This is a genomic window from Dictyobacter sp. Z7_2 (assembly GCF_057551105.1).
Genome location: NZ_BAAJPE010000002.1, coordinates 4,118,203 through 4,142,346, shown reverse-complemented (window position 1 = coordinate 4,142,346; position 24,144 = coordinate 4,118,203). Strand labels below are relative to the sequence as shown.

General features: G+C 51.3%; 21 protein-coding genes. 13 read left to right on the top strand and 8 right to left on the bottom strand.

What is annotated here, in order from left to right:
- Positions 1 to 171: 171 nt before the first annotated feature.
- The 4 genes from AC27N8_RS30840 (at position 172) to AC27N8_RS30825 (ending at position 6,500) form a co-directional block, all read left to right on the top strand.
- On the top strand, positions 172 to 900 hold the full coding sequence (locus tag AC27N8_RS30840) for an endonuclease III domain-containing protein (protein WP_487072719.1): 729 nt from the start codon (positions 172 to 174) through the stop codon (positions 898 to 900).
- Between the two features lie 196 nt (positions 901 to 1,096).
- Complete coding sequence (locus AC27N8_RS30835; RefSeq protein ID WP_487072717.1) at positions 1,097 to 1,495, top strand: hypothetical protein; 399 nt, start codon at positions 1,097 to 1,099, stop codon at positions 1,493 to 1,495.
- A gap of 290 nt (positions 1,496 to 1,785) precedes the next feature.
- Complete coding sequence (locus AC27N8_RS30830; protein ID WP_487072715.1) at positions 1,786 to 4,719, top strand: tetratricopeptide repeat protein; 2,934 nt, start codon at positions 1,786 to 1,788, stop codon at positions 4,717 to 4,719.
- Between the two features lie 182 nt (positions 4,720 to 4,901).
- Positions 4,902 to 6,500, top strand: coding sequence for a glycoside hydrolase family 28 protein (locus AC27N8_RS30825; protein WP_487072713.1), 1,599 nt, complete (start codon positions 4,902 to 4,904; stop codon positions 6,498 to 6,500).
- A gap of 25 nt (positions 6,501 to 6,525) precedes the next feature.
- Here AC27N8_RS30825 and AC27N8_RS30820 read toward each other — a convergent pair whose 3' ends face one another.
- Both AC27N8_RS30820 and AC27N8_RS30815 read right to left on the bottom strand, forming a co-directional pair.
- Entirely contained in the window at positions 6,526 to 7,140 is a 615-nt protein-coding gene (locus AC27N8_RS30820; protein WP_487072711.1) for an HD domain-containing protein, read from the bottom strand.
- Between the two features lie 50 nt (positions 7,141 to 7,190).
- Complete coding sequence (locus AC27N8_RS30815; RefSeq protein ID WP_487072709.1) at positions 7,191 to 7,925, bottom strand: hypothetical protein; 735 nt, start codon at positions 7,923 to 7,925, stop codon at positions 7,191 to 7,193.
- Between the two features lie 128 nt (positions 7,926 to 8,053).
- Between AC27N8_RS30815 and AC27N8_RS30810 the strand changes: the two genes are divergently transcribed.
- Positions 8,054 to 8,248 (top strand): hypothetical protein, encoded by a 195-nt coding sequence (locus AC27N8_RS30810; protein WP_487072707.1) that lies wholly within the window; start codon positions 8,054 to 8,056, stop codon positions 8,246 to 8,248.
- Positions 8,249 to 8,382: 134 nt separating this feature from the next.
- Here the strand turns inward: AC27N8_RS30810 and AC27N8_RS30805 are convergent, their stop codons facing one another.
- Complete coding sequence (locus AC27N8_RS30805) at positions 8,383 to 9,630, bottom strand: phospholipase D-like domain-containing protein (RefSeq protein ID WP_487072705.1); 1,248 nt, start codon at positions 9,628 to 9,630, stop codon at positions 8,383 to 8,385.
- A gap of 286 nt (positions 9,631 to 9,916) precedes the next feature.
- On the opposite strand from AC27N8_RS30805, the gene AC27N8_RS30800 reads away from it, so the two are divergent.
- Positions 9,917 to 12,109, top strand: coding sequence for a serine/threonine protein kinase (locus AC27N8_RS30800; RefSeq protein WP_487072703.1), 2,193 nt, complete (start codon positions 9,917 to 9,919; stop codon positions 12,107 to 12,109).
- Positions 12,110 to 12,244: 135 nt separating this feature from the next.
- On the opposite strand, the gene AC27N8_RS30795 is transcribed toward AC27N8_RS30800, so the two are convergent.
- Positions 12,245 to 13,765 (bottom strand): protein kinase domain-containing protein, encoded by a 1,521-nt coding sequence (locus tag AC27N8_RS30795; RefSeq protein WP_487072701.1) that lies wholly within the window; start codon positions 13,763 to 13,765, stop codon positions 12,245 to 12,247.
- Positions 13,766 to 14,024: 259 nt separating this feature from the next.
- Between AC27N8_RS30795 and AC27N8_RS30790 the strand changes: the two genes are divergently transcribed.
- Positions 14,025 to 15,068, top strand: a complete 1,044-nt coding sequence (locus AC27N8_RS30790) for a LacI family DNA-binding transcriptional regulator (protein ID WP_487072699.1) — start codon at positions 14,025 to 14,027, stop codon at positions 15,066 to 15,068.
- A gap of 215 nt (positions 15,069 to 15,283) precedes the next feature.
- Here AC27N8_RS30790 and AC27N8_RS30785 read toward each other — a convergent pair whose 3' ends face one another.
- On the bottom strand, positions 15,284 to 16,405 hold the full coding sequence (locus AC27N8_RS30785; RefSeq protein ID WP_487072697.1) for an AI-2E family transporter: 1,122 nt from the start codon (positions 16,403 to 16,405) through the stop codon (positions 15,284 to 15,286).
- A 113-nt stretch (positions 16,406 to 16,518) separates the two neighbouring features.
- On the opposite strand from AC27N8_RS30785, the gene ltaE reads away from it, so the two are divergent.
- Positions 16,519 to 17,610, top strand: coding sequence for a low-specificity L-threonine aldolase (gene ltaE / locus AC27N8_RS30780; protein WP_487072695.1), 1,092 nt, complete (start codon positions 16,519 to 16,521; stop codon positions 17,608 to 17,610).
- Here ltaE and AC27N8_RS30775 read toward each other — a convergent pair.
- Together AC27N8_RS30775 and AC27N8_RS30770 are read right to left on the bottom strand one after the other, a co-directional pair.
- Positions 17,607 to 17,744 carry a hypothetical protein gene (locus AC27N8_RS30775; protein ID WP_487072693.1) on the bottom strand — a complete coding sequence of 46 codons (138 nt, stop codon included), beginning with the start codon at positions 17,742 to 17,744 and terminating at the stop codon, positions 17,607 to 17,609. The genes ltaE and AC27N8_RS30775 overlap by 4 nt on opposite strands.
- A 206-nt stretch (positions 17,745 to 17,950) precedes the next feature.
- Positions 17,951 to 18,292 (bottom strand): gamma-butyrobetaine hydroxylase family protein, encoded by a 342-nt coding sequence (locus tag AC27N8_RS30770; protein WP_487072691.1) that lies wholly within the window; start codon positions 18,290 to 18,292, stop codon positions 17,951 to 17,953.
- Between the two features lie 360 nt (positions 18,293 to 18,652).
- On the opposite strand from AC27N8_RS30770, the gene AC27N8_RS30765 reads away from it, so the two are divergent.
- Positions 18,653 to 19,420: a pentapeptide repeat-containing protein gene (locus AC27N8_RS30765; protein WP_487072689.1), complete on the top strand. Its 768-nt coding sequence runs from the start codon at positions 18,653 to 18,655 to the stop codon at positions 19,418 to 19,420.
- Positions 19,421 to 19,498: 78 nt separating this feature from the next.
- On the opposite strand, the gene AC27N8_RS30760 is transcribed toward AC27N8_RS30765, so the two are convergent.
- Positions 19,499 to 20,380, bottom strand: a complete 882-nt coding sequence (locus tag AC27N8_RS30760) for an AraC family transcriptional regulator (protein ID WP_487072687.1) — start codon at positions 20,378 to 20,380, stop codon at positions 19,499 to 19,501.
- Positions 20,381 to 20,601: 221 nt separating this feature from the next.
- Between AC27N8_RS30760 and fabG the strand changes: the two genes are divergently transcribed.
- The 4 genes from fabG to AC27N8_RS30740 all read left to right on the top strand — a co-directional run bounded on the left by fabG (position 20,602) and on the right by AC27N8_RS30740 (position 24,141).
- Complete coding sequence (fabG, locus tag AC27N8_RS30755; protein WP_487072685.1) at positions 20,602 to 21,369, top strand: 3-oxoacyl-[acyl-carrier-protein] reductase; 768 nt, start codon at positions 20,602 to 20,604, stop codon at positions 21,367 to 21,369.
- Positions 21,370 to 21,483: 114 nt separating this feature from the next.
- Positions 21,484 to 22,359, top strand: a complete 876-nt coding sequence (locus AC27N8_RS30750) for a class I SAM-dependent methyltransferase (RefSeq protein WP_487072683.1) — start codon at positions 21,484 to 21,486, stop codon at positions 22,357 to 22,359.
- Positions 22,360 to 22,727: 368 nt separating this feature from the next.
- Entirely contained in the window at positions 22,728 to 23,771 is a 1,044-nt protein-coding gene (locus AC27N8_RS30745; RefSeq protein WP_487072681.1) for an SDR family NAD(P)-dependent oxidoreductase, read from the top strand.
- 25 nt (positions 23,772 to 23,796) lie between these two features.
- Entirely contained in the window at positions 23,797 to 24,141 is a 345-nt protein-coding gene (locus AC27N8_RS30740) for a hypothetical protein (protein ID WP_487072679.1), read from the top strand.
- Positions 24,142 to 24,144 lie beyond the last annotated feature (3 nt).

The following is a 24,144-nucleotide window of genomic DNA, read 5'->3' as shown; positions in this document are numbered from 1 at the left end:
TTGCTGCACTGGTTGTGAACCAGTACAATCGTGTGTCTATGGCTCACGTTTTGTCTATGGCTTGTCCAATCTATCAGGCTTCCGTGTCAGTGACCTCGCATTGCTTGCATATACAAGGGTACAACGCTAAAATAAGTGCTTACCACAAACTATTTTGATAGGGGCAGAGCATTGACAACATCCATTACGCCAACGCTGCACTTAGCGCTGGTTTACGAAAAACTTATCGAAATTTATGGCGAGCCGGTCAACGAGCCTGACTATGATCCGCTGGGCGGCCTCGTCGGGACGATCCTCTCGCAACACACCTCTGACATCAATTCGGGGCGAGCCTATCGCAAACTCCGCGCCACCTTCGATACCTGGGACAAGGTTCGTGATGCTCCGACCGATCAGGTCGCCGACGCGATCCGCTCGGGTGGACTTGCCAACATCAAAGCGCCGCGCATCCAGGACGCTCTCGCCACTCTGACAGAGCAACAGCAGGCACAAGGCGGATCAAAGGATCTCGGCGACTATCTCTCCGACGAGCTGGCGAAGCTCTCTCCCGAGGAGGGCTGGAAGTATCTGCAACGCATCCCGGGTGTGGGACCAAAGACCGCTGCCTGCGTCTTGATGTTCAATCTGGATCAGCCGGTGCTCCCGCTGGATACACACGTCTTTCGTACGGCGCAGCGTCTCGGCTTGATTGGTCCCAGAGTAAACGTCAATCAGGCGCATGTGCTCTTCGCCCGCGTAACTCCTGCCAAATGGGTCTATCCGCTGCACGTCAACCTGATCACACATGGACGACTCATCTGCCATGCACAAAGGCCAAAATGCTCGGAATGTTCTCTCTATAAAGAATGCGCCTATGTGGGCAGCGTCAACGCGCAAGAAACCGCCATCGCCAGCATCTAAGATAACACACCTGGATATAGGATCAAGGACTGAGTCAGGTAATACATTTCAGATAGGGAGAAATACGCTTTTGCGCTGCGGGCAAAAGCATACCAACGTAGCTCCATGGTCTTTACAGAGGAACGTTTTCCCCTGGGAGGTCGGCAGAAAGCTGTCAGGCAGTGTAGTACTCAGTCAAGACACAGAAGGACGTTGCGTGGCAAAGGAGGATGGCTCCTTGAACCAGGCACTCAGGCTCGCCGACGTAGCGGCGCGGCTCCGCCGTGCTGTCACTCGACGCACGAACACGTCCCATGCGCATCTGAAAGCAACGCAGACGAGACGATCTACGGTGGAAAGATCACGCAATGGAACCCTATGGGGAGCGTGGTCGTACGAGTCACAGACAGCACGGCGGAGCCGCGCCGCTACGTCGGTGAGCCTCTCACTCCATCGCCTTCCGGAGCTGTTTTGGGACACACATCACCGATACCGCATCGGCGTGATGACTTTTGACAGAGTAGTAGCGTCGCACGCTCGCGTGCGATGTCCCTGTGACTCGTACGAGATCGTTGGGTCTCGGCGCGCCACGGTGGCCTGTCTGATCGTACGTTGAGTGGGACATCGCACGCGAGCGTGCGACGCTACGAGTACGCTTCTTTTTTTTGCAGCAAGACAATCCTGCTCCGTTTTCCTTTTCTATCTTGACGATCCAATTACCACATGTTATAAATGTATGAGATTACTTTATAATTAGATGATTCTTCACTAGCAATTGTAAGCTGCCATAAGCTAAAGAGTTATGCAAATAGATATACGTTGTCAGGCCAAGCCAGATACGACATTGCATCCATTTCAGTGCTCACCTTTCACACGTAACAATCTTCCGATTGTGAGGCAAATGGGATGCTAGAAGAGCCACAGCCACGCCCCGAGGTTCATCAGACATCATCGCATAGGAAAAACAGAAATCAAAAATATATCCTGATTACTACAATTATCTTTATCGCTCTGGCCATCATCATCATCTGGATTCTCAGCAGCCTGGGAAGTATCCCCAGCTATTGGGCCACAGCGCTCTCGGTCAGTTCCACAGTGATTGGTATTATTGTAGCTATCTTGCCATCGCTCAACGCAGAGCATGAGAAAGCCAGGACAGCCCCTCCCGATCCGGCCACAACGCCCGTCTTTGTCAAAATCAACACAGACCTGTTGTCTACACCGCTCACTGGCGCATTAATCGCCCCTTCTATCACTGGCACACTGCTAGCGCCGCCAGCGACCAACTATCGAAGTATGGCGGGACTTCCTCCACCAACCAACGCCAGAGTTATTCAACAGCGTCAGCAGGAAGTCAGAGATATCTACGAGCGCGTTATCCAGGAGGATACAACTGCGCTTGTGCTCACCGGGATTGGTGGGATTGGAAAATCGACGCTCGCCGCGCTGGTCTATCACTATGCCGAAGCGCAACGCCGTCTCGCGGCGGGACCATTCGCGGCTCCAGCGATCTGGCTCAGAGTTGATCCGGCAATGACCATGGTCGACCTGTTTGGAACGCTCTTTGAACTCGTCGAGATACCTCTGCCTGACTTTAACAATATGTTCCCACAAGAGCAAGCGACGCGTCTCTTCAACATGCTCAACACGATCAGTCAACCGCGCTTGATTGTATTGGATCAGTTTGAGAATTTGCTGGACTGGCAGACAGGTCACACGTTGGCGAGCCGTCCAGGCATTGGTGAATGGCTCGATGCGATTAACAGTCAACAATGCCGCTGCCGTATCCTACTCACGAGCCGTCCCTGGCCCAGGGGCACACGCGAATACCCATCGATCCACATGCAAGAGTATCGCGTGGCGGGATTAACTATCGATGAGGGTATGCAACTACTCCGTCGCCAGGAGGTGCAGGGAACGGATGAAGAGTTACGCAAAGCCGTCGCCTATTGCAATGGTCATGCCTTTGCCCTCATCCTGCTGGCACTGCTCACCCGCAACCACAACCTCACCTTACACACGCTCTTCCTCGATGATACCTATACCCAACTCTGGGAGGGAGACATCGCCCGCAACCTGCTCGACAACATCTATCAGCAGCAGCTCAACCAGATCCAACGCCGCCTGCTCAGCAGCTTTGCCGTCTATCGCGAGCCCGTACACATAGAAGCCGCCTGCACGATTCTGGAGATGGAGAGCAGAACATCGGCCATCCAAAACGCGCTGTACGCCATTCTGGGACAACACTTACTGCAGGCGACAGGAAACGGTTGTTATCAACTGCATACAATGGTTGCCAGCTATGCACAAAACCACTTTGACGAGGGGGATGATCAGACCAATCAGCAGATCCTGCTCGAAGCACATAAAAAAGCAGCCATCTACTATCTACGTCAGGCTGCGAGGACATCCCCGAGCCTGGAGAAGCGACGAGATGTGAACGACATCCATCCGTTCCTGGAAGCGATCTGGCATCATTGCCAGGCGAGAGAATGGCAAGCGGCCTACGATCTGATAAAAACTGAACAGATTTTCCCTACCCTGAAGCGCTGGGGCAGGAACGCCACGCAGCTAGAGATCTGTCAAACGTTGTTGCAATCCACTCAATGGTCCTCGATCAGCTTACAGTGCGCGGACCTCTGCAACAATCTGGGTGACGTCTGCTGGATATTGGGGCAGGTTGAGCAAGCTATGCACTACTACGATCGAACCTTGCAGATATGCCAGGAGATCTCACTTCCGTTCGAGGAGGGATGGGCTCGCAACAATCTGGGCCGCATCTACAACACGCTAGGAAAAAGCGAAAAAGCCCTGACGTATCTTGAGCAAGCCCTGGATCTATTCCGGCACATCGACAACCTGGATGGTGAAGGCAGATGCTTTACCAATCTAGGATGGCTCTACTATGATCGCGGAAGCCTTGAGCAATCACTGGCATACTTCGAGCAGGCACTCGAGATTTGCAAAAACGGCCATGATCAGCCCGGTGAAGGATCAACCTATGGGTATCTAGGGCGCGTCCACGCCGATATGGGACATACTCTCTTAGCGCAAAAATATTACACGCAGGCCCTGGAGGTCTTAAAAGAAGTGGGAGACCGCAATGGCGTCGGGATTATGCTCTGCAACCAGGGTCGGGTCAGCAATCGATTGGGAGATCACAAAAAAGCGCTGGAGTATCTTGAACAAGCCCTGGAGATCCTCAGAGAAGTCGGCGATCTGAGCAGCGAAGGGACTGCCCTCAACGATCTGGGCCGAGTCTATGTAGATTTGGGACAGGAACAACTAGCGATATCAGCCCTCGAACAGGCGCTACGCATCCGCCGCGAGGTGAGCAACCGGCGCGGAGAAGTCAGAGCGTTGACCGATCTGGGCAAGACCTATGCGAATCTGAAACAAATAGATAAGGCACAGACATATTTTACACAGGCGCTCCACGTTCTCGATAAGATTGAACATAGTTGGCGCGACGGTCGCATCCTCAAGAATCTGGGCAGAACCTACATTCTGATGGGGAAAAACGATCTGGCCCTCCAATGCTATGAAAAAGCGTTGAGTAGATACACAAGCATCAACAACCATTGGGAAGCGGGAACCATCTTATGCGAGATCGGTCTCTTATATTTTGCACAGCAGCAATACACAATCGCCCTCCCCTTTTTCATGCTGGCACAAAGCAATGATCAAGATATAGAAGATAATCATGAGCACAAAATACAAGCACAAATTGCGCGTATCAAAGAAAAAATGAGCCAGGAAGATTTTGATGCACTGAGCTCGAACACGCCCTCACAAATGCAGCAGATCGTTGAAAAAACATTAGAGAGTGCCCGGAACTAAATTTTTACCGCCAGATGCCCCCATTCCATATCCCCTACGCATCAAAGCAGTTCACAACTCTCCCTGACGTAATATGAAAAGCGCCCGATACTCTATGTATGAGAGCACATTGCTACAGCTTATTCTATTCAACACGAGATCTATCATTTTTGTATGTAAAGAGAGTAGAGGGAAAAATTCACATGCTATTTTTATCCAAAAAATATGCGCGTATCTGCTTGAGTATCTGCGGTGGGATCATCCTCATGGGTGTCAGTCTGCCTGGATGTAAAGCACAAAGCGTCTCGAAGCCAGCGATTATGCCCAGCGCGAGTCAGACATTCGCATCGCCAACGTCGCTCTCGCTATCGAAGACGCCACTCATCCCCCCGGCGTCAGCCCAAAACCGGGGCAGCGATCAGATCATCCAATACGATCGGCTACCTGATGCACTCACGAGTCCCATACATATGACAGTCGATGGGCAAAGCGTTTTTGTGGAGCGCTATAAAGATATAAGTTATGGACGCTTCGCATTTACTGGAACCGCTCATATAATAATCACAGCAACCAACGCAGCCAACTACAGTATCAGCCCCAAAAGATTCAACATTCAGGCCCAGCGACAGGGTAACATGCTCGCCTTCGCACTGACCACACCCAGTAAACTTATCCTTCAGGCGGGAGCGGATAAACTGTTTATCTTCGCCGATGCTCCCGAACAGAGTCCCCCCACACCGTATAGCTCAAATGTGCTGAACGTGACCAGATATGTCACTGATACCAATGGAGCCACGCCACAGACGGCGAACATACAACGTGCGCTCGATGCAGCCTCCACCACGCATAGCACCGTCTACTTTCCACGTGGAAAATACGTCAGTGGGATGCTACAAATGCGCAGCTATGCCAATATCTATCTGGCCAGTGGAGCGTTGTTAAGAGGTACAGGCAACGCGCAGGACACGCCCGGAAACTTCCTACAGTTCAAAAACGTCCATAGCGTCCGCCTGTATGGCCACGGAGCCATCGACCTCCACGGCATGGCGCTACGCAATAGCGCGGGAGATGCTGGACGCGTTAAAATCATCCGCACAATCAGCTCAACCAACATCGACATCCAGGATGTCTTGCTACGCGACTCAGGGTCCTGGACCGTCCACATTTTAGGATCAGATTCCGTCCGCATCACCAACCTCAAGATCATCAACGACTCAGCCAACACCAACAACGACGGTATCGATCCCGATGGCTCAAGTAATGTAACGATCGATGGAGCCTTCATCTATACAACAGATGACTGCTTTGCAGTCAAAACAAGCGGAACCTTACATATCCTCCAACCGACACAGAATATTATGATCAAAAACTCTGTCTGCTACACAAAAAAATCGGCGCTCAAAGTAGGTACTGAGACACGTGCCGGGCTCTCAAATATCACATTTATGCAGAACGACGTCATCCATGCAGACCGTGCCATCGCACTCTACATGGCCGACGGCACCATGCTCAACAACGTCAACTTCTTCAATACCTCCTCCGAGGTCGTCGGAGGAGACGGCAAACAACGCCTGATAGATATCAGCATCAGCGATAGAAAAGGCATCGGAAATATAAAAAACGTCACTATCGCAAACTATACCGCCTATCAATTTAGCTCCAACGACTCGGTCATAGCCGGACTGGACGGCAACGTGGTCGACGTCACGTTTAAGAATCTCAACGTCGCAGGCGCGCTCAGAAACGACGCATCCTCCGCCATGATCATAGCCAAAGACGCACATGTCGTTTTTGCGCCATAACATTATACGCTTGTGAAAACCCACATCATGAGTAATTTTCCAAATATGTCAATACTTCGGCCATATCAAAGAGGAGATAGTCAATGCCTTTCAATAGAGGTTCGGCTGGCTGCGTGGATTGCAATTCGCTCAGGCGCTGACGAGCCGCTTCCAAAAACGCTCGCGAGAAGCGATTCTTTTCAGCCTTACCTCTGGTAAAGGTCGCGTAAGCCTCATCGCCATACACATAGACCTGTTTGCGGAGATCGCGAGCGTTCTGGTTCTTATCGGCGCAAGAGATCAGCAGCGCTTGCGGAGATGCCTGACGGACATGCTGCAAATAGCCCTCCTTACGCTCTTGCCATGGAGCTTTCTGTTCGCCTCCTGTACCTGGCTCAGTGCACTCCTCGACCAGAGCCAGCACATCAGCACCCAGGCGATCGTGAATCAGCGCACGCGTTTGTGAGCCTTGATCCTCGATCGCATCGTGCAAAAGTGCCGCCGCCACAACCACCGAGTCGCCTCCATTTGACATCACGATGCCAGCAACTTCCATCAGATGGCTCAGGTATGGCGTATTGGGGACAAGCGAAGCTTTACGCGTCTGAGACGCATGAAGTTGAGCTGCAAGCTGAAATGCCTGTATGACAAGAGTATCCATGATAATTAATCCTTTTTCCTGAGAGCAAGATACAAGATCCGCATAGTCAATCAACCTTCTCTGATCCATACGACAAGCGAGCCGAGGACAGTAAATCCCAATCCCAGAGCGAGCGCCAGACTTTCATCCTGCTCATATCCGACCATCGGAACGCCCGGATAAGAGGTGGCTACCTGATTGATCAATCCCACCCAATAGAGTATAGCATCCTGGTCAGGAGTAAAAACATTAGACAATCCTACCACGCCCTGTGTTTGATTCACAATCGCTCCAGCCACAATAGCATCTCCACGATAAGCTGCCAGAATGCGGACATCCGCTTCGTATAAGAGCGCTGGCAGAAAGAGTCGCTGGGATACCGCAGATCGCTGCGACCAGGCAGATTCCCAGCGTAGCAGCTCCTCGTCAGACGTGACACGTCTCCATTGGAGGTCAGATTCCCGCTCAGAAGCAGCTATCGGCAATGGCTGATGCATGATCCACTGCGCCCGAAAAAGCTGATGGAATCCAAAGGGAGTGAGATCCAGCGTAGCAAAACTATCCTTTACAGAAATAGTAGCATCGCTCTTCTCACTCAGAAATTGAGTGAGGTCATCTGACGCAGTAGTCAGCATCGCATCAGGAGAAAGAGTCACCAGATTGGGATAATACGGAAGTGTATGCTGCCGATTGATCCAGAAGGTCTCATGAAACTCCCCCAGACTCTCGTGAGAGCGGCAGATGAGATCACACCATATGGCGTTGTTGTACGCTGTGAGCAACAGAAAATCATCACTTTTATTCATGTGCCTATCTTATCATAGCAACCAATTGTATATCAGGCTTGACAATGTAATTGCCAGATATTATATTCATTTAGCTTATCTCACATTAAAAATAGTATTCAAAAGAAATGTATCGGAGTTCAAAATTTATGAAGCCAGGGAATCGTTTTAATGAGCGCGTGCGAATTCGGCAGGCACGGGTAGAAAATGACTTTGCCATGATGCGTAACTTAAAACTGGCGAATAGCCATAAAAATGGTTCCAACAGACTCGAAAAGTGGTTCTTATGGGGTCTGTTGATCGTTATCGTCGCCTTCATCGTCACCGCTTATATAATTTATTAACCCAAAAGTAGCGTCGCACGCTCGCGTGCGATGTCCCAGTAGCTCGTATGAGACAGTAAAATCTAGGTGAACCACGCTGGGGAGCCTGATCGTACGTCCAGTGGGACATCGCACGCGAGCGTGCGACGCTACACTTAAAACAGGGGACGAAATGTATAGAGCATCGTCTCAGCTATCTTCCGATAAAAAGGACGCTTTTCCCATTCTTCCAGAGTCAGTTCACGAGCACGAGCGGAATCGAAATCGAAGATTTTCTCCATCTGCCGAGCTACTTTCTCGTGATAAAACTCGACATTCACTTCAAAATTTCCCACCATACTCAAGCGATCCAGATTCGCGGTCCCGACGGTTGACCAGATGTTGTCAGCGGTCGCCGTTTTCGCATGGATCATTGCATCTTGATACAAGAACAGACGTATGCCACCTTTGAGACATTGGGTATAGTATCCATGAGAGAGCCAGTCCGCAATGACATGATTTGAGACCTCCGGCACGAGCACGCGCACATCGACATCGCGCTGTGCCGCATTAATAAGCTCCCGTAAGATGGCACGATCCGGAATGAAATAAGCGTTTGTCAGGTAAAAGTTCTTGAGCGAGCGCTCGATCGATTCCAGGTAGATGGAGCGAATAGGGAAGGCCAGTTGCTTGGGATCATTTCTATGCACCGACAAACGTGTATCCCAGTCGCGCTGTCGAGGATCTGTAATAGCGACCTGAGACGCCTTCTTATACGTATTCCAGAAGTCTACAAAAGAAGTCTCGACCTCTAATGTGCCTCGTCCAATCAAGCGAGCGTGAGTATCGCGCCACTCACGGGCATAGGTATCGCCGATATTGTAGCCACCGATAAAACTAATCTCATCATCGACCACCATTACTTTGCGGTGATCACGCGCATACGTCTTGAGTTGAAAGGGGATGTAAGGAAATGAAATTAAAGGATAGCGCACGACATGAATGGCCGGATCAAATTTAAACAGGCTGGCTGGTACAACAAGATTAGCCAATTGATCATAGATAATGTACACCTCAATACCTCTATGAGCCGCCTCCGTCAGAGCTTGTTTGAACTTCTGACCCATCAAATCATTTTTCCAGATATACGTTTCAAAGAAAACGCGCCGCTGAGCGTGTTTAATCGCGTCGAGCATCGCCATATAGAGATCGTTGCCATAGGTATAGAGTTGCACCTCGGTATCGACCACGCGCACTGAAGGTTCATCGCGTAAGCTAACAAAATGTCCCTGCGAACGTCGACGCTTACGTGAATGATCAATGATAATCAGAAGCACACTGATAAAGGTCGGTGGGACAAATAACAAAGCACTTACCCACAGGATCAAACTACGGATACTGATATGTCGAAACCATTGCCGCATATATTCCTCCACAAAATAGAGAGCACAGAGAAGGTTCATCTCTTTATACTATAGTACACTGAAAGAATGCTTATGAATTATGTCCACAAAAATGTAAGTATTCATCAAGAAAATCCCAGCTATCTCATGATCTATTCAGTTCATAGTAGAGAGGCAGATAAAGAATGAGAGTCCTCGGGTGTCCTATTTGTGAGATCGAGACTTGACGTTCGTGCAGTGTTTCTTTACAATTGTGCCAACATAGTAAGCATGCGTGTAGACATCGCAGGCAAAAAAAGGAGCTAGGATGGCCGATCGCATTGGGCAGCGACTTGGGAATTATACACTGGTACGACTCCTGGGTCAGGGAGGCTTTGCCGAGGTATATCTCGGCGAACATTTCTACTTAAAATCACAAGCTGCCATCAAAGTATTACAGACCCGACTCTCCGGCGCTGACGACACGGATAGTTTCTTAAAAGAAGCCCAAACCATCGCGCGGCTCTCCCATCCCAACATCGTACGCGTGATGGATTTTGGTATCGATGGCGAGACTCCCTATCTGGTGATGGATTATGCTCCCAATGGAACGCTACGCAGCATCCATCCACGCGGCACCGCCCTACCACTGGAAACCATCATCACGTACGTCAAACAGGTCTCGGACGCTTTACAGTATGCCCATGATGAACACATTATCCATCGCGACATCAAGCCCGAGAACATGCTCCTGGGCAAAAGAAACGAGGTCCTGCTGAGCGACTTCGGCATCGCCTTGGTCGCGCAAAGTTCTCGCTATCAGGGCACGCAGGACGTGATTGGAACGGTCGCCTATATGTCCCCCGAGCAGATCCAGGGGAAGCCGCGACCAGCCAGCGATCAGTACTCGCTCGCAATCGTCGTCTACGAATGGCTGACGGGAGATAGGCCGTTCCGTGGATCGTTTACCGAGCTGTGTACCCAGCATATGTTTGCACCGCCGCCACCGATTCGCGAGAGGCTGCCGCAGATCTCGCCAGCCGTCGAGCAAGCGCTCATGAAGGGGCTTGACAAAGATCCCAAGCGGCGCTTCGAGACCATCAAAGGCTTCGCCGACGCTCTGGAGCAAGCGGGACAATCCTACCAGACCGAGCTGATGCCCCCGACGGCGGCAAATCAAGGATACAGTACCGTCTTCATGCCCACCGGAACGGGACAGCCTTCGCAACCAGGAGCAGCACCCACACCAGCTCCATACACCATGCTCCAATCGCAGCAATATGGATCAGCCACCAACGATCCACGCAACACCGGACTCAATTCTCAACCATCTAACAATCCAACCCAGGCAGGGCCGAACACCGCTGGTCAAATGGGTCAAAACGCTACAGGTCAAATGGGACAGAATACCAGTGGTCCTACGGCGCACTCAGCTCCAACGGTGGCACAGACGGGTATTGATCCAAGAAATCCTCAGCAGCAACAGCAGCCTGCGCCTGGCGGACAATTCGGTCCCTCGAAAATGATACTTCCCGCGCATCCTGGACAGCCCGCAGGACCGAATCAAGGCGGCCCCAATAGCTTCAACGGCTTGAATAATCAACCGCAACGGCCACCGGTCGGACCACCAAATAACTTCCAACAAGCTGGTGCCCCACCCTATAATCCCAATATGCAGCGACCACCGGCACAATTCCCACCGCAACAAAATCAGGGCTACAACAACACGCCACAACCTCCCTATCAAGGACAAGGCCCAAACAACTTTCAAGCAAACGCCGGTCAGCCAATCCGACCACAGGCATCGCATCCAGGCATGGCAGCGCAAAACAGACCTAATCAGTATCCTCCCCAGCAGCAGAACGACTACGACGAGGACGAAGAGGATTATCGATCGGCACCACCACGCCGCGAAGCTCCCAGACGATCGGCGGCACGTGATCCATACGAAGCGCATGAATCAATGGCCACCTGGTTGGGACCGCTCAACACCTACAAATTGCCGATCATCTCAACCTTTGTAGGTATCATACTCTTTTGTGCTTTTCATGATTTCCGTCCAGTCATATATGGGCATCAAATTCCAGTTGTCCTCGTACTTCCACTCTTCTTTGGAGGAGCCTTTGGCCTGCTGCCCGGCATCATTGTGGGAGTCATCGGAGATATGTTCGCGGGATTTCTCTATCCCGGTAGAGATCCAATCATCGCCACATTATTCGGCAACAGTTCGTTCAGCACATTTCATACATGGTGGTTTCCCATGGCCTTCTATGGTATCGCAGGATTAGCCACTGGCCTCTCGATGCTCGGATCAAGGAAATTCCCCAGTATTGGAACATCGATACGCTCTGTCACACTGGCTGCCATCGCATTAGCCATCGTGGTAGGACTGGTCCTCTACAACACAAGAGAATTCAACCATTTTCCAGCGATTGGTTTAATCATCCTGGGGAACATCGCAATCAGCCTTGTACTGCTCATCATCTACAGCATCGTTGGGCGCCTGATCAACATCGGCTGAAGCAGCAACCCATCATAGCGTCGCACGCTCGCGTGCGATGTCCCTGTGACTCGTACGAGATCGTTGGGTCTCGGCGCACCACGCTGGCCTGCTTGATCGTACGTCGAGTGGGACATCGCACGCGAGCGTGCGACGCTACGGGGTCTTCGCTACGCTCGACCTCTTTCGGCTACGTGAAGAGGTTGCCTTTTCAGGGCCGTCGGTATGCACAAAGCCAAAAATAGGCGCTTTCGATACAGGATCAGGGATCATTTGCTCGGACGATGCCGTATCCTTGCTGGGAGACTTCTTTCTCGGTGCTTTGGTTGCGACATCTTTAGCCGTAGTGGCCTTCCGGGGAGTGGTTGCTTTCGGCGACGTCTTTTTCGCTGTGGTCGCCTTCTTGGGAACTGCCGCTTTTGACGCGACATCCTTAGCCGCAGTGGTCTTCTTCGCGATGGTTGCCTTCTTGACTGGAGTTGTTTTCGTCGTCGCTTTCTTCACTGGAGCTGCTTTAGCAGTTGTTTTCTTCGCAGGAGCCGCTTTAGCAGTTGTTTTCCTGGGGGTGGCTGTTTTCGTCGTCGTTTTCTTTGCGGCAGACGTGGAACGGCTCCGACTTTTGACTGCGCCTGTACCTTCTGCGGTAGATTTAGCGGCGGGAGCACGACGTCGCACCGGTTTTACATCGACATCGGTCGCTTCAGCATACATCGACACCGTATCCTCATAAAAGATACTTTCGTCTGCGGCAGCTTTGCCCTTCCCACGTTCGTGCAGGATAAGTTTCGGTCCGCTTTGTGGGACAATCTGCGACCAGTTATCCGCCGTGGGCTGAGACCAGTTATCAGGGGCGGGCTGCTGCTGGACGGGATCAATAGCCGCTACAAAGTCGGCGACATGAGGAAAACGCTGGCTATACTTTTTATCCATTGCCCGCAAAATAGCCTGATCCATATAGGGTGGCAGATCTGGACGGAGTTCCGAGGGCGGAATCGGATCAAGGTGAAAATGATTGTAGCGGATCGACTCCGTGCTATCACCTTCAAAAGGACGCTTCCCTGTTGCCATCTCATAGGCCATACAGCCAAGGGCATACTGATCGCTCTCAAAGCGCACCTTGCCCTGGAACTGCTCGGGGGCCATATACGCTGGCGTACCACCAATGCCACGTTGATATGAATTGGTAGATTCGAGTACACGTGCAATATCGAAATCCGAGATGAGCACATTGTCAGAGTCGAATAAGATATTCTCAGGCTTCAGGTCACAATGTACGATCTTATGCTCATGAGCAAACTGGAGACCATCCCCCACCTGACTCAGTACATAGATAATCTCATTGATCGGCATCGGACGACCACGCAGGCTACGTAAATAATCGCGCAGCGAGCCATTGGGAGCATATTCCTTCACAATATAGGGCCAACTCTGATACATACCAAAATCGACAACCGCCAGGATATGCGGATGCTTCAACTGCTCAAGAATATGCGCCTCTTGATAGAGCACATCGTGCTCCCCTTCTGGATCAACAAATGCTGTATGCAGGATCTTAATGGCGACAATACGATGAGAGAGCACATTATGTTCTGCTTTATAAACATTCGCATAGGTGCCCTGAGCAATGATATCCACAAGATGATAATTACCTATCTGCTGACCAACCTGGAGCTCCATAAGCCTCCTCAAAATATATATAGAATGGACGATTGTTTTCCGGAAAAATGCGCCAGTTGCATCGAAGAGCCACGAATCCGAAGATCAATTATAGCACGTCTTTTAGCTATCAGGACAGAGGTGCCTGAAGCGCATGCTACCCTCCATACAGCAAAATCTCATCAAAAAAGCTAAAATCGTATAATTGACAATGGAGCGAAATTTTGCTAAAGTGAGAGGCATAACATTGTTTCTGGCAGCAGGTGGTGGGAGCTATGAGATGTCAACACAATTACCTTCTATCGTTGATGTGGCAAAAAAGGCCGGCGTCTCTGTGGCAACGGCAAGTCGTGTGATGAGTAGTTCGACCTATCCGGTCAGCGAGGTAGCACGACAAAAAGTGATCATAGCCGCCCAGGAACTCGACTACGTACCAAACTCACTGGCACGTAGCTTGAAGGTACAGCGCAGCAGACTGATCGCCGTCCTGGTTGGAGACAACGCTGACCCGTATTTCGCGCAGGTCACCCGAGGCATCGAAGAGGTCGCCAACGCCAATGGCTATCTCACCATCATCTGCAACACCGAACGTGATCCCAACCGCGAACTGATGTACCTGCGCACTCTACAAGATTATCGAGCGGATGGGATTATCTTTGCAGGTAGTAGCTTTGAGATATCGAATACAGCAGAGCTTGTCACAGATATCATAAGCAACATCCAGGGGCGAGGAGCAGCCATCATCTCATTATCATCGACCGACCTCCAGGCGCCCTCCATCCAGCCCGATAACCTCGGAGGAGCTTACGCGCTCACCAACTACCTGATTGAACTGGGACATCAACGCATCGCATTTATCGCGGGACCAGAACACCTCAAAGTAGCCGAGCAGCGCAAACAAGGTTATCAGCAAGCACTGGCAGAGGCCGGCATCGAACTCCAACCCCAATACGTGCTCCATGGAGATTTCACCCAGGCACAGGGAGAAGCCGCCGCCTATCTGCTTGGATATTTCTCTGCCACCGATCGACCAAGCGCCGTGTTCGCCAGCAACGACGAGACCGCCTTTGGGCTCATGAGCGGACTCCGCCAGCAGGGATGGCGTATCCCAGAGGATATTTCTATCTGCGGCTTCGGCGACATTCCGATGGCAAAGATGGTCACACCTGGACTCACCACGGCCCACATCGCTCTGCGTGAACTTGGACAGGCTGGCGCAACAAAAATCCTGGCCCTCCTGAATCACGAAGTGCAAGCATCATTCATAGAAATCGTACCCACCACTATCATCAAACGCGGATCAACTCGTGCCCTGACCATCTAGCAGACGCAAAAAGGAGCCAACTGCCATGATAGAATCCTATTTAGCCTACGCCTTGATCCCTCTCTTCTTCATCATACTCATTGCCCTGATCTACGTTGGCTTCCTCCGATCAGGCAAACCGACGTAGCGTCGACGCCCGGCACGTCGCGATCAAGCGAATTACAAGGGGCCATCCTTCTTTGCCAGGCAACGTCCCCATGTTTCTTGACAGAGTATTACAGCGGTGAAACATCCCCTGCGGGGGCAGGAGCGAATTGTTCAGGACGCGTGGTGCGCCAGTGAACCCAGAGCGCGACAATAAAAGCCTGAATCATCCCCGCGACCGGTGAGGCCAGCAATGCTCCTGCGATGCCAAAGAGTTCTGAGCCTGCGATGATAGCGGCAATCGAGACGATGGGATGAAGTCCCACAGCCTCGCCGACGATACGCGGACCAATGATATCTCCTTCGAGCACGTGAATGACAATGAAATAGATTAGCACTCCCAGAGCAATCAGCCAACCATGAGTCAAAGCAATCAGCATACAGATGGCCCCCGAGACCAGCGTCCCCAGGATGGGAACAAATGCCAGCATAAAGGCTAAAACCCCTAGCAACAGGGCATACGGCACATGAAAGAGCGCCATGCCAATCCCAACCAGTAAGCCAATCGTCACCGCCAGAATCAACTGACCACGAATATAGCCTCCAACGACGCGCTGCAAGGTATCGATCACAAAGCCGGCTTGTGCGGAGGCGGGGAAATTGTGCCGACACCAATTCGTTATGCGTGCACCATCGATCAATAAATAGATCGTGATTACTGCGACCACCACTGTATCCAACAAAAAGTCCAGGACGTGGGTAAATACCGGCAAAGAGCTGCCAACCAAACCTTCAAGGCGCGAGATAACCTGTTGCCGAAAGGTCAAGATCTGCACATCGGTCACACCAAATGAGAGCAACGTCTGCTCCAGCGGGGAGACATGTCCACGCGCCGGAGTTAATAGATAGGTGACTCTGCGAAATAGCGCGGCGTACTGATGCAAGGCGGTTAAGGCAATAATGTAAAACAATAAGGCCAGAGCTACAAGCACCACCAGACAAGTAACAACAATAGCCAGCGGACGCGAGATCAAACGTTGCAGCCACTTGACGGCTGGCGCCAGCGCATAGGACAGCAAAGACGCAATAATCAGTAAGAATAATATCCGCACAACATGAGTTGCCCCCCATGCAATCACAGCAACCACCCCTACCCACGCCAGAATAGTCAGAGGAATATCGCGTCTACGCGTCCACTTTGCAGCCGCATCTGCGGGAGAGGTATCAAGAGGCAAGCGCCCAGTCGTAGACATAGCAATGATCCTTTCGTGATGACAATGTCTCTTTATCATTGTAGCGAGCTTGAGAAATGGTATACTTGGAAGATCAGAACCAAAAAATCTTAGCTACGAGAAGGTATACCTCGATGACAATTGACTTACGAAGCGATACAGTGACACATCCGACTACAGCGATGCGCGAAGCTATGTACCATGCAGAAGTAGGAGACGACGTTTACGGAGAAGATCCCACCATTAATCGCTTGCAAGAGCTGGCGGCTGAGATCACAGGCAAGGAGGCGGGACTCTTCGTCCCAACGGGTACCATGGGGAACGCGGCCGCCATCCTGACGCATGTAGGACGCGGACAAAGCGTGATGGTAGGTGATCAATCGCACATCTACCACTACGAAGCCGGTGGCCCCTCAACGCTCGGAGGCGCTCCAATGTATGTGCTGCCCACAGATGCCTACGGGATGCTTGATCTCTCTGAGATTGAGGCCGGAATCGCCGATGATAGCGACGAGCATGTGGCGGCCACAGGACTAATCTGCATTGAGAATACGCATAATCGCCGTGGAGGAAAAGTCCTCACCGTCGAGCAGATGGACGCGCTTGCTGCTCTGGCCCATGCGCATCACATTCCAGTTCACGTCGACGGAGCACGCATCTTCAACGCAGCGGTCGCGCTCAACCTGCCGGTAAGTACTCTGGTCCAAAACGCTGACTCGCTCACCTTCTGTATTTCAAAGGGGCTCAGTGCACCAGTGGGCTCTGTCCTCGTAGGCTCCACCGAATTTATCCGGCGAGCCAAACGGATACGCAAGCTACTGGGTGGAGGTATGAGGCAAGCAGGTATCATCGCCGCCGCCGGCATTGTCGCCTTGAATCAGATGATAGAACGCCTGGCAGAAGATCATGAAAACTGTCGACAACTCGCGTACGGGCTGGCGGAGTTTCCACAGATAGAGATCAAACCAGAAGAGGTCACGACCAATATACTTGTCTTCTCGCTACGAGACGCACAACAACAACCACTTTCGCAGCAAGAGACCAATCTCTTCTTACAAAAAGCAGAGGAACATGGCATCCTCCTCGGACTTATCGGCGGCTCCAACGTGCGAGCGGTCACCCACTATGGCATCGAGGCCCATCACATTGAGGCAGCGCTGACAGGCATTCGACACGCCCTGATAGATCTAAGCAAAGTCGAGGAGAAAACAGCCAGCAGCCACTAATGAGCGCTGGTCGCAAAAATAGCGAGCACCAGTATCACGCTCACCGCCAGCGCAAAAAGCAAACGCAAGATAATTCTAGATGCCAGCGGACTACTGGCCAGCTTATGCATAGATGTATTCCCATGTGTACCCATATCAATACTCCCAAATAATGTTAATAGTAGCGTCGCACGCTCGCGTGCGATGTCCACTCGACGTACGATCAGCCCCCCAGCGTGGCTCGCCGAGATCCAACTGTCTCATACGAGCTACTGGGACATCGCACGCAAGCGTGCGACGCTACGTTCCGTGCCCATAAGCTACAACGTGATGCGCACTGGAATACTAACTTTTGGGGCTTCTATCGCCCTTTTTTCCTACATTCGTCGCACTCGCACATTGCCCGCAACTTCTCATAGGTATAGATCCCCGTCTTATGGCCATCCTCCCAAATAGGAGTTAAACCATAGCGGCCCACAGGCTCAATATTGATCAACGTTGTCTCCTCGCGGTTCAAACTTTGCTTGCTCGCCAGCACCCCTGGCTGTCCGCCCTCGCCGGAGCACCAGGCACATGGACAGGCCCAACGTACCTTTTCCCAACTATGGACGCTTTCATGCTCATCCGACCAGGATAAGTACAGAATGCGTTTCTCTTCATCCAAAAAAAACGATGTAGGAGTTGGATGGCTATATTGTGACATAAAAGACACCTCTTGTGAATTGAATTACGGTATAATGAAGCACATACCCGTCACACAAACTGCAATATGTTGAGGCAAGCGCATGTTGGTAAAAAGGAACAATCATAGTAGTGGGCAATGTTATTATAGTCCTTTATTCTGGTCAGGTCTAGCCAGACTGATGCTAAAAGCAGACTTTATTATATCCTCATATTATCATCCGACGGCACTCTCTAGAGGAATAAGCCAGTAGAAATATTTATCATCTTATCTTATAATCTGTCTAAAAATATTGAATGATTGGATAGTTATCCGTTACTCTTGATAAACTTCTTGCGTTGTACATACAGATAGATCATGTGGAAAGGGAAAGTGATGATTGTGACTGAGATATTGCTCATCAGCGGAGCGATCATTTGTTGGTTAATCATAATATATCTGGCGATCAGCGTCTTACAGCTCCAGAAGCGAGGTATGCAGCACCTACAGATCCAGCAGCACGCCTGGGAAAAAGCCCAGGATACCCAAAAGAAGCACTGGCAAGAACAGCAAAAGAAAGACCTATCCAGGCTTGAGCACACCCTACTGGCGCACATAGAGAGGCTCCACATCGAAGAGCAGCGTCGTCTCTTCCGCGAAGCAGACCGTATCAAATACGAACTAGCGCATCTGCCCTACATCGAAGACACTCCATTACCACTGAGCAGCCAACTCGAGATACCAGATCTCACACACGACCATCATCAACTCGCCCGCAGCCTGCCACACAGCTTCCAGGGAGTAAACTTATCCGGTCATGATCTGTCCTACCGCTATCTGCGTAACGCCGACCTGAGCAACGCAGATTTATCCCAGGCCAACCTCTTCATGGCCGACCTCACCGGAGCGTGTCTGCGCGGAACCAAACTCGTGCAGGCAGACCTTTCCGCCACTAACCTCTCCTACGTAGACCTCACCGGAGCTAATCTCACCGGAGCTAATCTGCTGGTCACAGACCTGAACGATACGATTCTGGTAGGAGCCTCGCTACTCCACACGCGTAACCTGAGCAGCGAACAGGTGCAGATGGCGATCGTTGATCACACGACGCGCCTGGATAGCCACATCGATATCACCCTACCACGCATCCCACGCATTTCAATGGCCTGACAAGGCACTGCATGGACGCACAGGAGCTAGCATCCTCTGCGTCCATAGGAGTATCGAACAACTACAATGAGTCTATCACTACGCAGCTTTCTTCACAATTGGGATATAAATCTCAACGTCCGTCCCCGAGTTATAGAGCTCATAATCCGCCTTGCCCTCGGCAAACTCATAGCCAGATCCAGGTAGCCAGGTAGTATAAATGTACTTCCACGTCCCCTGAATAGCATCGGAAAACGCCGTCCCGACATGCTCAGTGGGAGGAACTTTAAACACCGCATACGTGGCCTCTGGCACCTCGCCACGGAACAGAGTAGACGGAACATCATCGTAATCATGAACTTCGACCGCAATCACATAAGAAAACTCGCCAGTCGTGCGGTCAGGGGGAAAACAGACCCCAAGTTCACTATGATGTACAACATGCAGGTTTTTGTGCAACGTCGCAAAATGATCTGGTGTCATATTATTCCAGAATACAGGAATCTCCTGGAGGTTTTTGCCCTCCACGCAGGATGTCTTCAGCTCATAGCCAGCAATCTTCGCCACGGGTTTTGTCACAATCTTTGGTTCCACAACAATTCCTCCTCGTAAGTTATATTCCTTCATCAGCAGCAGATCCACCTTTCTGGGGATCTGTCCGGAGACATGCGTGCGGTATTGTTCGGGGGAACAGCCATAGGCTTTACGAAACGCCCTCGCAAAGCCATTATAGGTATCAAAGCCATAATCCAACGCAATATCGAGGATACGTTTACCGCGCACAAGCTCCGCCGCCGCATACGCCAGACGTCGACGTCGGATATACTCCATCACGGGCAAACCCACATAGGCATTAAAGACCCGATAATAATGATAGGGAGAAAAACCGGCAATCTGTGCCAACTCCTCCACAGTCATGCATGCCCGCAGATTCTCTTCAATATAATCGATACTGCTCTGGATACACATGCGATAGTCCATTGCGTCCCTCCTTTCGACCGCTGCCAGGAGTATAGCAGGAGAAAATTCGTTCTAGTGTGCCATTCTTGCGATCTTCTCTCATTGTGGCAAAACTGCTCATTTTCTGCGCCAGGACAGGCATCAACACGTCATGCGTGGCACAAGCTTCGAGAACTCAGGTATGTTATACTACAACATGCATAGAGCCAACAAAAATTATTTTTATTGAGGTAATAAAACGAATGTCACAAGAACATCCTCTTCCACTAGGAGGGAAAGTGGCCCTGATCACCGGGAGCAGCCAGGGCATTGGACGGGCAATAGCCCAGCGGCTGGCCGTAATGGGTGCAGATATCGTCATCAATTATCGCAGTAATGCTAGCGCAGCTGAAGATGCCAAAGCCAGTATTGAGGCTTTGGGGAGACGATGTATTGCCGTGCAAGCCGATGTCAGTCAAGAAGAAGAAGTCACGCGCCTCTTCGCTGAAGCGGTCAACCATCTCGGGCCAGTCACCATTCTCGTGAACAACGCAGGAACGACGCGCGACAAACTGATTATCCAGATGTCTCTCGCCGAATTCGAGCATGTCATGGACACCAATCTACGAGCCGCTTTTCTCTGCACCAAGGCGGTCCTACGTGGCATGATGAAAGCACGCTGGGGGCGCGTCATCAACATTGCATCGATCGCCGGCCTGATGGGTCCGGCGGGACAAGCCAACTATGGAGCCTCGAAAGCCGCCATTATCTCCTTAACGCTCAGCACCGCGCGTGAGATGGCCAGTCGGAACATCACCGCCAACGCCATTGCTCCTGGATTCATCCCCACCGAATTAACATCGATCGTCAACGACACACAGCGCAAGTTTATGTTAGACAGTACACCATTGGGCCGGTTTGGGACGACCGAAGAAGTCGCCGCCGCCGCCGGCTTCCTCTGCTCACCTGAGGCTGGTTACATTACCGGACAAGTACTCAGCGTCGATGGTGGATTATCCATGCACATGTAAAATCCAAATAACGGGTGAGCCTTCCTCAACTACAAAAAGTTAGTGAAACATGTTGTCGTTGAAATTGATCTAATCTTCTAGTAAACATTTAGGTTAAGGAGGGCTTACTTTATTATGGGTCTTATTGAAACTGATGAAACAAATCTCTACACGTTTGAGCCATTCGCATCCCAGGAGTTTTATACCGAGGTCAATCATGTCTTCGTCAAACAAGCACTTGCCCATTTGCGTTCACAAGGTGATGACAAACCACTGACCATCGTCGATATGGCCTGTGGAACTGGAGCGGTCACACGTCTGGTCGCCGAAGAACTTATCGCCCAGGGACACACCGGACAGATCAGGCTGATCGGGGTCGATCCTTCAGCAGAAGCACTACGCCGCGCCCAGAAGGGCATGGACGAATTAGGACTGCCAGAGACGATCAAAGCGGAATTTATTCAGGGCGAGTCAGAAGATCTGCCTAAGATCGTTCAGAACGTCGACGCTGCATTCTTTTGCAACGCCATCCACCTCGTCTCCGACAAATTGGCTGCCTTTAAACTGGTCGCATCCATCCTCGCCCCCAAAGGCATCTTTGGCTGCAACAGTTCCTTCTATGAGGGGGCCTACGTACCTGGTACCGAGCGCTTCTACCGCACATGGACACGTCGTGCCGTGGGCTGGCTCAGACAAAATTATCCAGATGTACGGCTATCACGCGACGCCAAAGCTATGGCCAGACAATGGCTTACACCCGAAGACTATATTCAAGACCTCAAGCAGAGCGGCTTCGTTGATGTCGAGGCACAATACACTGTCGCTCCCATCTCGCTCGACGCCTGGAACGACCTTGGACACTACTGGCTATTTATTGAAGGAGCTTTGCCAGGCATACCCCTGCAACAGGGAGCTGAAGCCTTAGGAGCGGCCGTCTACAAAGTTGGCGAAGAGCTAGGGCTACAAGTAGTCCCACGTATCTGGTTACAAATGGTCGCAATCAAGGAATAAAACGACAAATGCGCTATACTGTAGCGTATTGACGCAAAGAATCTTCATACCAAAAAACCGATGTTACATAATTAAACAATTATTTTTACCTCGGGATTTATCAAAGAGCGGCGTAAAAACCCTACATTTATGCATAGGGTGCTTCACCAGCTATACTGTATCAGGAGCGTACCGCACCTACAACCTCGTACGATCCGCTCCTCGTACAATTCGCACAACATATTCCAACTCATCCAATCTCATTCCTCCCACAGAAAAGGTTACACAAAGCACCCAAATTAACATGCCAGGCGTGTAAAGGATAGAGCATCTATATTCTTCAACCAGCTAAAAAATGAATATAAGAAATTGGAGATTGAGAAATAATTATGGGCATTATTACACGCAATTGGAAGCTGCTAGCGGCGCTGGCGGGATATAGCATTGTACGCGAAGTAATCGCACGCCAGAGGAGCATCGAGGTCACGGGCAAGGTTGTATTGATCACCGGAGGCTCACGCGGCCTGGGATTAGCAATTGCAGAGGCATTCGCAGAGGAAAAGGCCAGACTTGTCCTCTGCGCACGCGATGAGCAGGAGTTAGCTCGCGCAAAAGATCAACTCACTGCCCGGGGGGCCGAAGTCTTCACGCTAGTCTGTGACGTCTCCGATCCAGAGCAGGCACGACAGACCGTAGAACAAGCCAGCGCTCACTTTGGTCCAATTGATATCCTGATCAACAACGCAGGCATTATCAGCGCCGGACCATGGCAGACGTTGACCCGGCACGATTTTGAGCAGTCGATGGATATTATGTTCTGGGGCAACTATAATATGACTACCGCAGTGCTACCAGGCATGCAAGAGCGCAAAAGCGGACGCATCATCAATATCAGCTCAGTTGGAGGAAAAGTCAGCGTCCCCCATCTGCTCGCTTACTCAAGCGCCAAATTCGCCCTCGTCGGCTTCTCCGAGGGACTACGTGCCGAACTCATCAAGGATGGTATCCTGGTCACCACAGTCGTCCCTGGTTTGATGCGCACCGGCTCGCAGATCAATACACTCATCAAAGGCGCAAGCCATCGCACAGAATACACCCTCTTCTCACTCCTCGACACCCTGCCCGGCATCTCAATCAGTGCCCGACAGGCCGCCAAACAGATCCTCAGAGCCACCAAACGCGGACAGGCCGAACTGATCATCTCGCTGCCAGCACAGATCTTGACGCTGGCACATGGTATCCTACCAGAAGCAGTCATCTCCATCTTCAGTCTCAGCAATCGCTTCTTGCCCACTGGCAAGGATAAGGGGACAACTGCCCACTCAGGACGCGCCAGCGAGACGCCTATCACTGCATCTTTTGTCACCAAATTAGGCCAGCAAGCCGCACAGGACTACAACGAGATTGAGTCGCGTGTGAATGAATCAAAGTAAGTACACTGTTAAAGGTCATCACAGCGTGAGAGCATCGAAGATGTGCGTCCAAAACAGCTCTGGAAGGCGATGGGGTGAGAGGCTCACCGACGTAGCGGCGCGGCTCCGCCGTGCTGTCTGTGACTCATACGACTACGCTCCTCATGGGGCTCCATTGAGACAACCTTCCCGCCGTGGAGTGTCTCGTCGGCGTTGCTTCCATCTGCATGTGGGACGGTGTCGTACGTCCAGTGACAGCACGGCGGAGCCGCGCCGCTACGTCGGCTTACCTGATCTCTTTAGGGGAGATGATGCCTTCGACGCTACTTTGCATCGGGAGAGTCCCGGCACAAAAAGAGGAGAAGCAAGTTGCTTCTCCTCAATTGCGTGACTA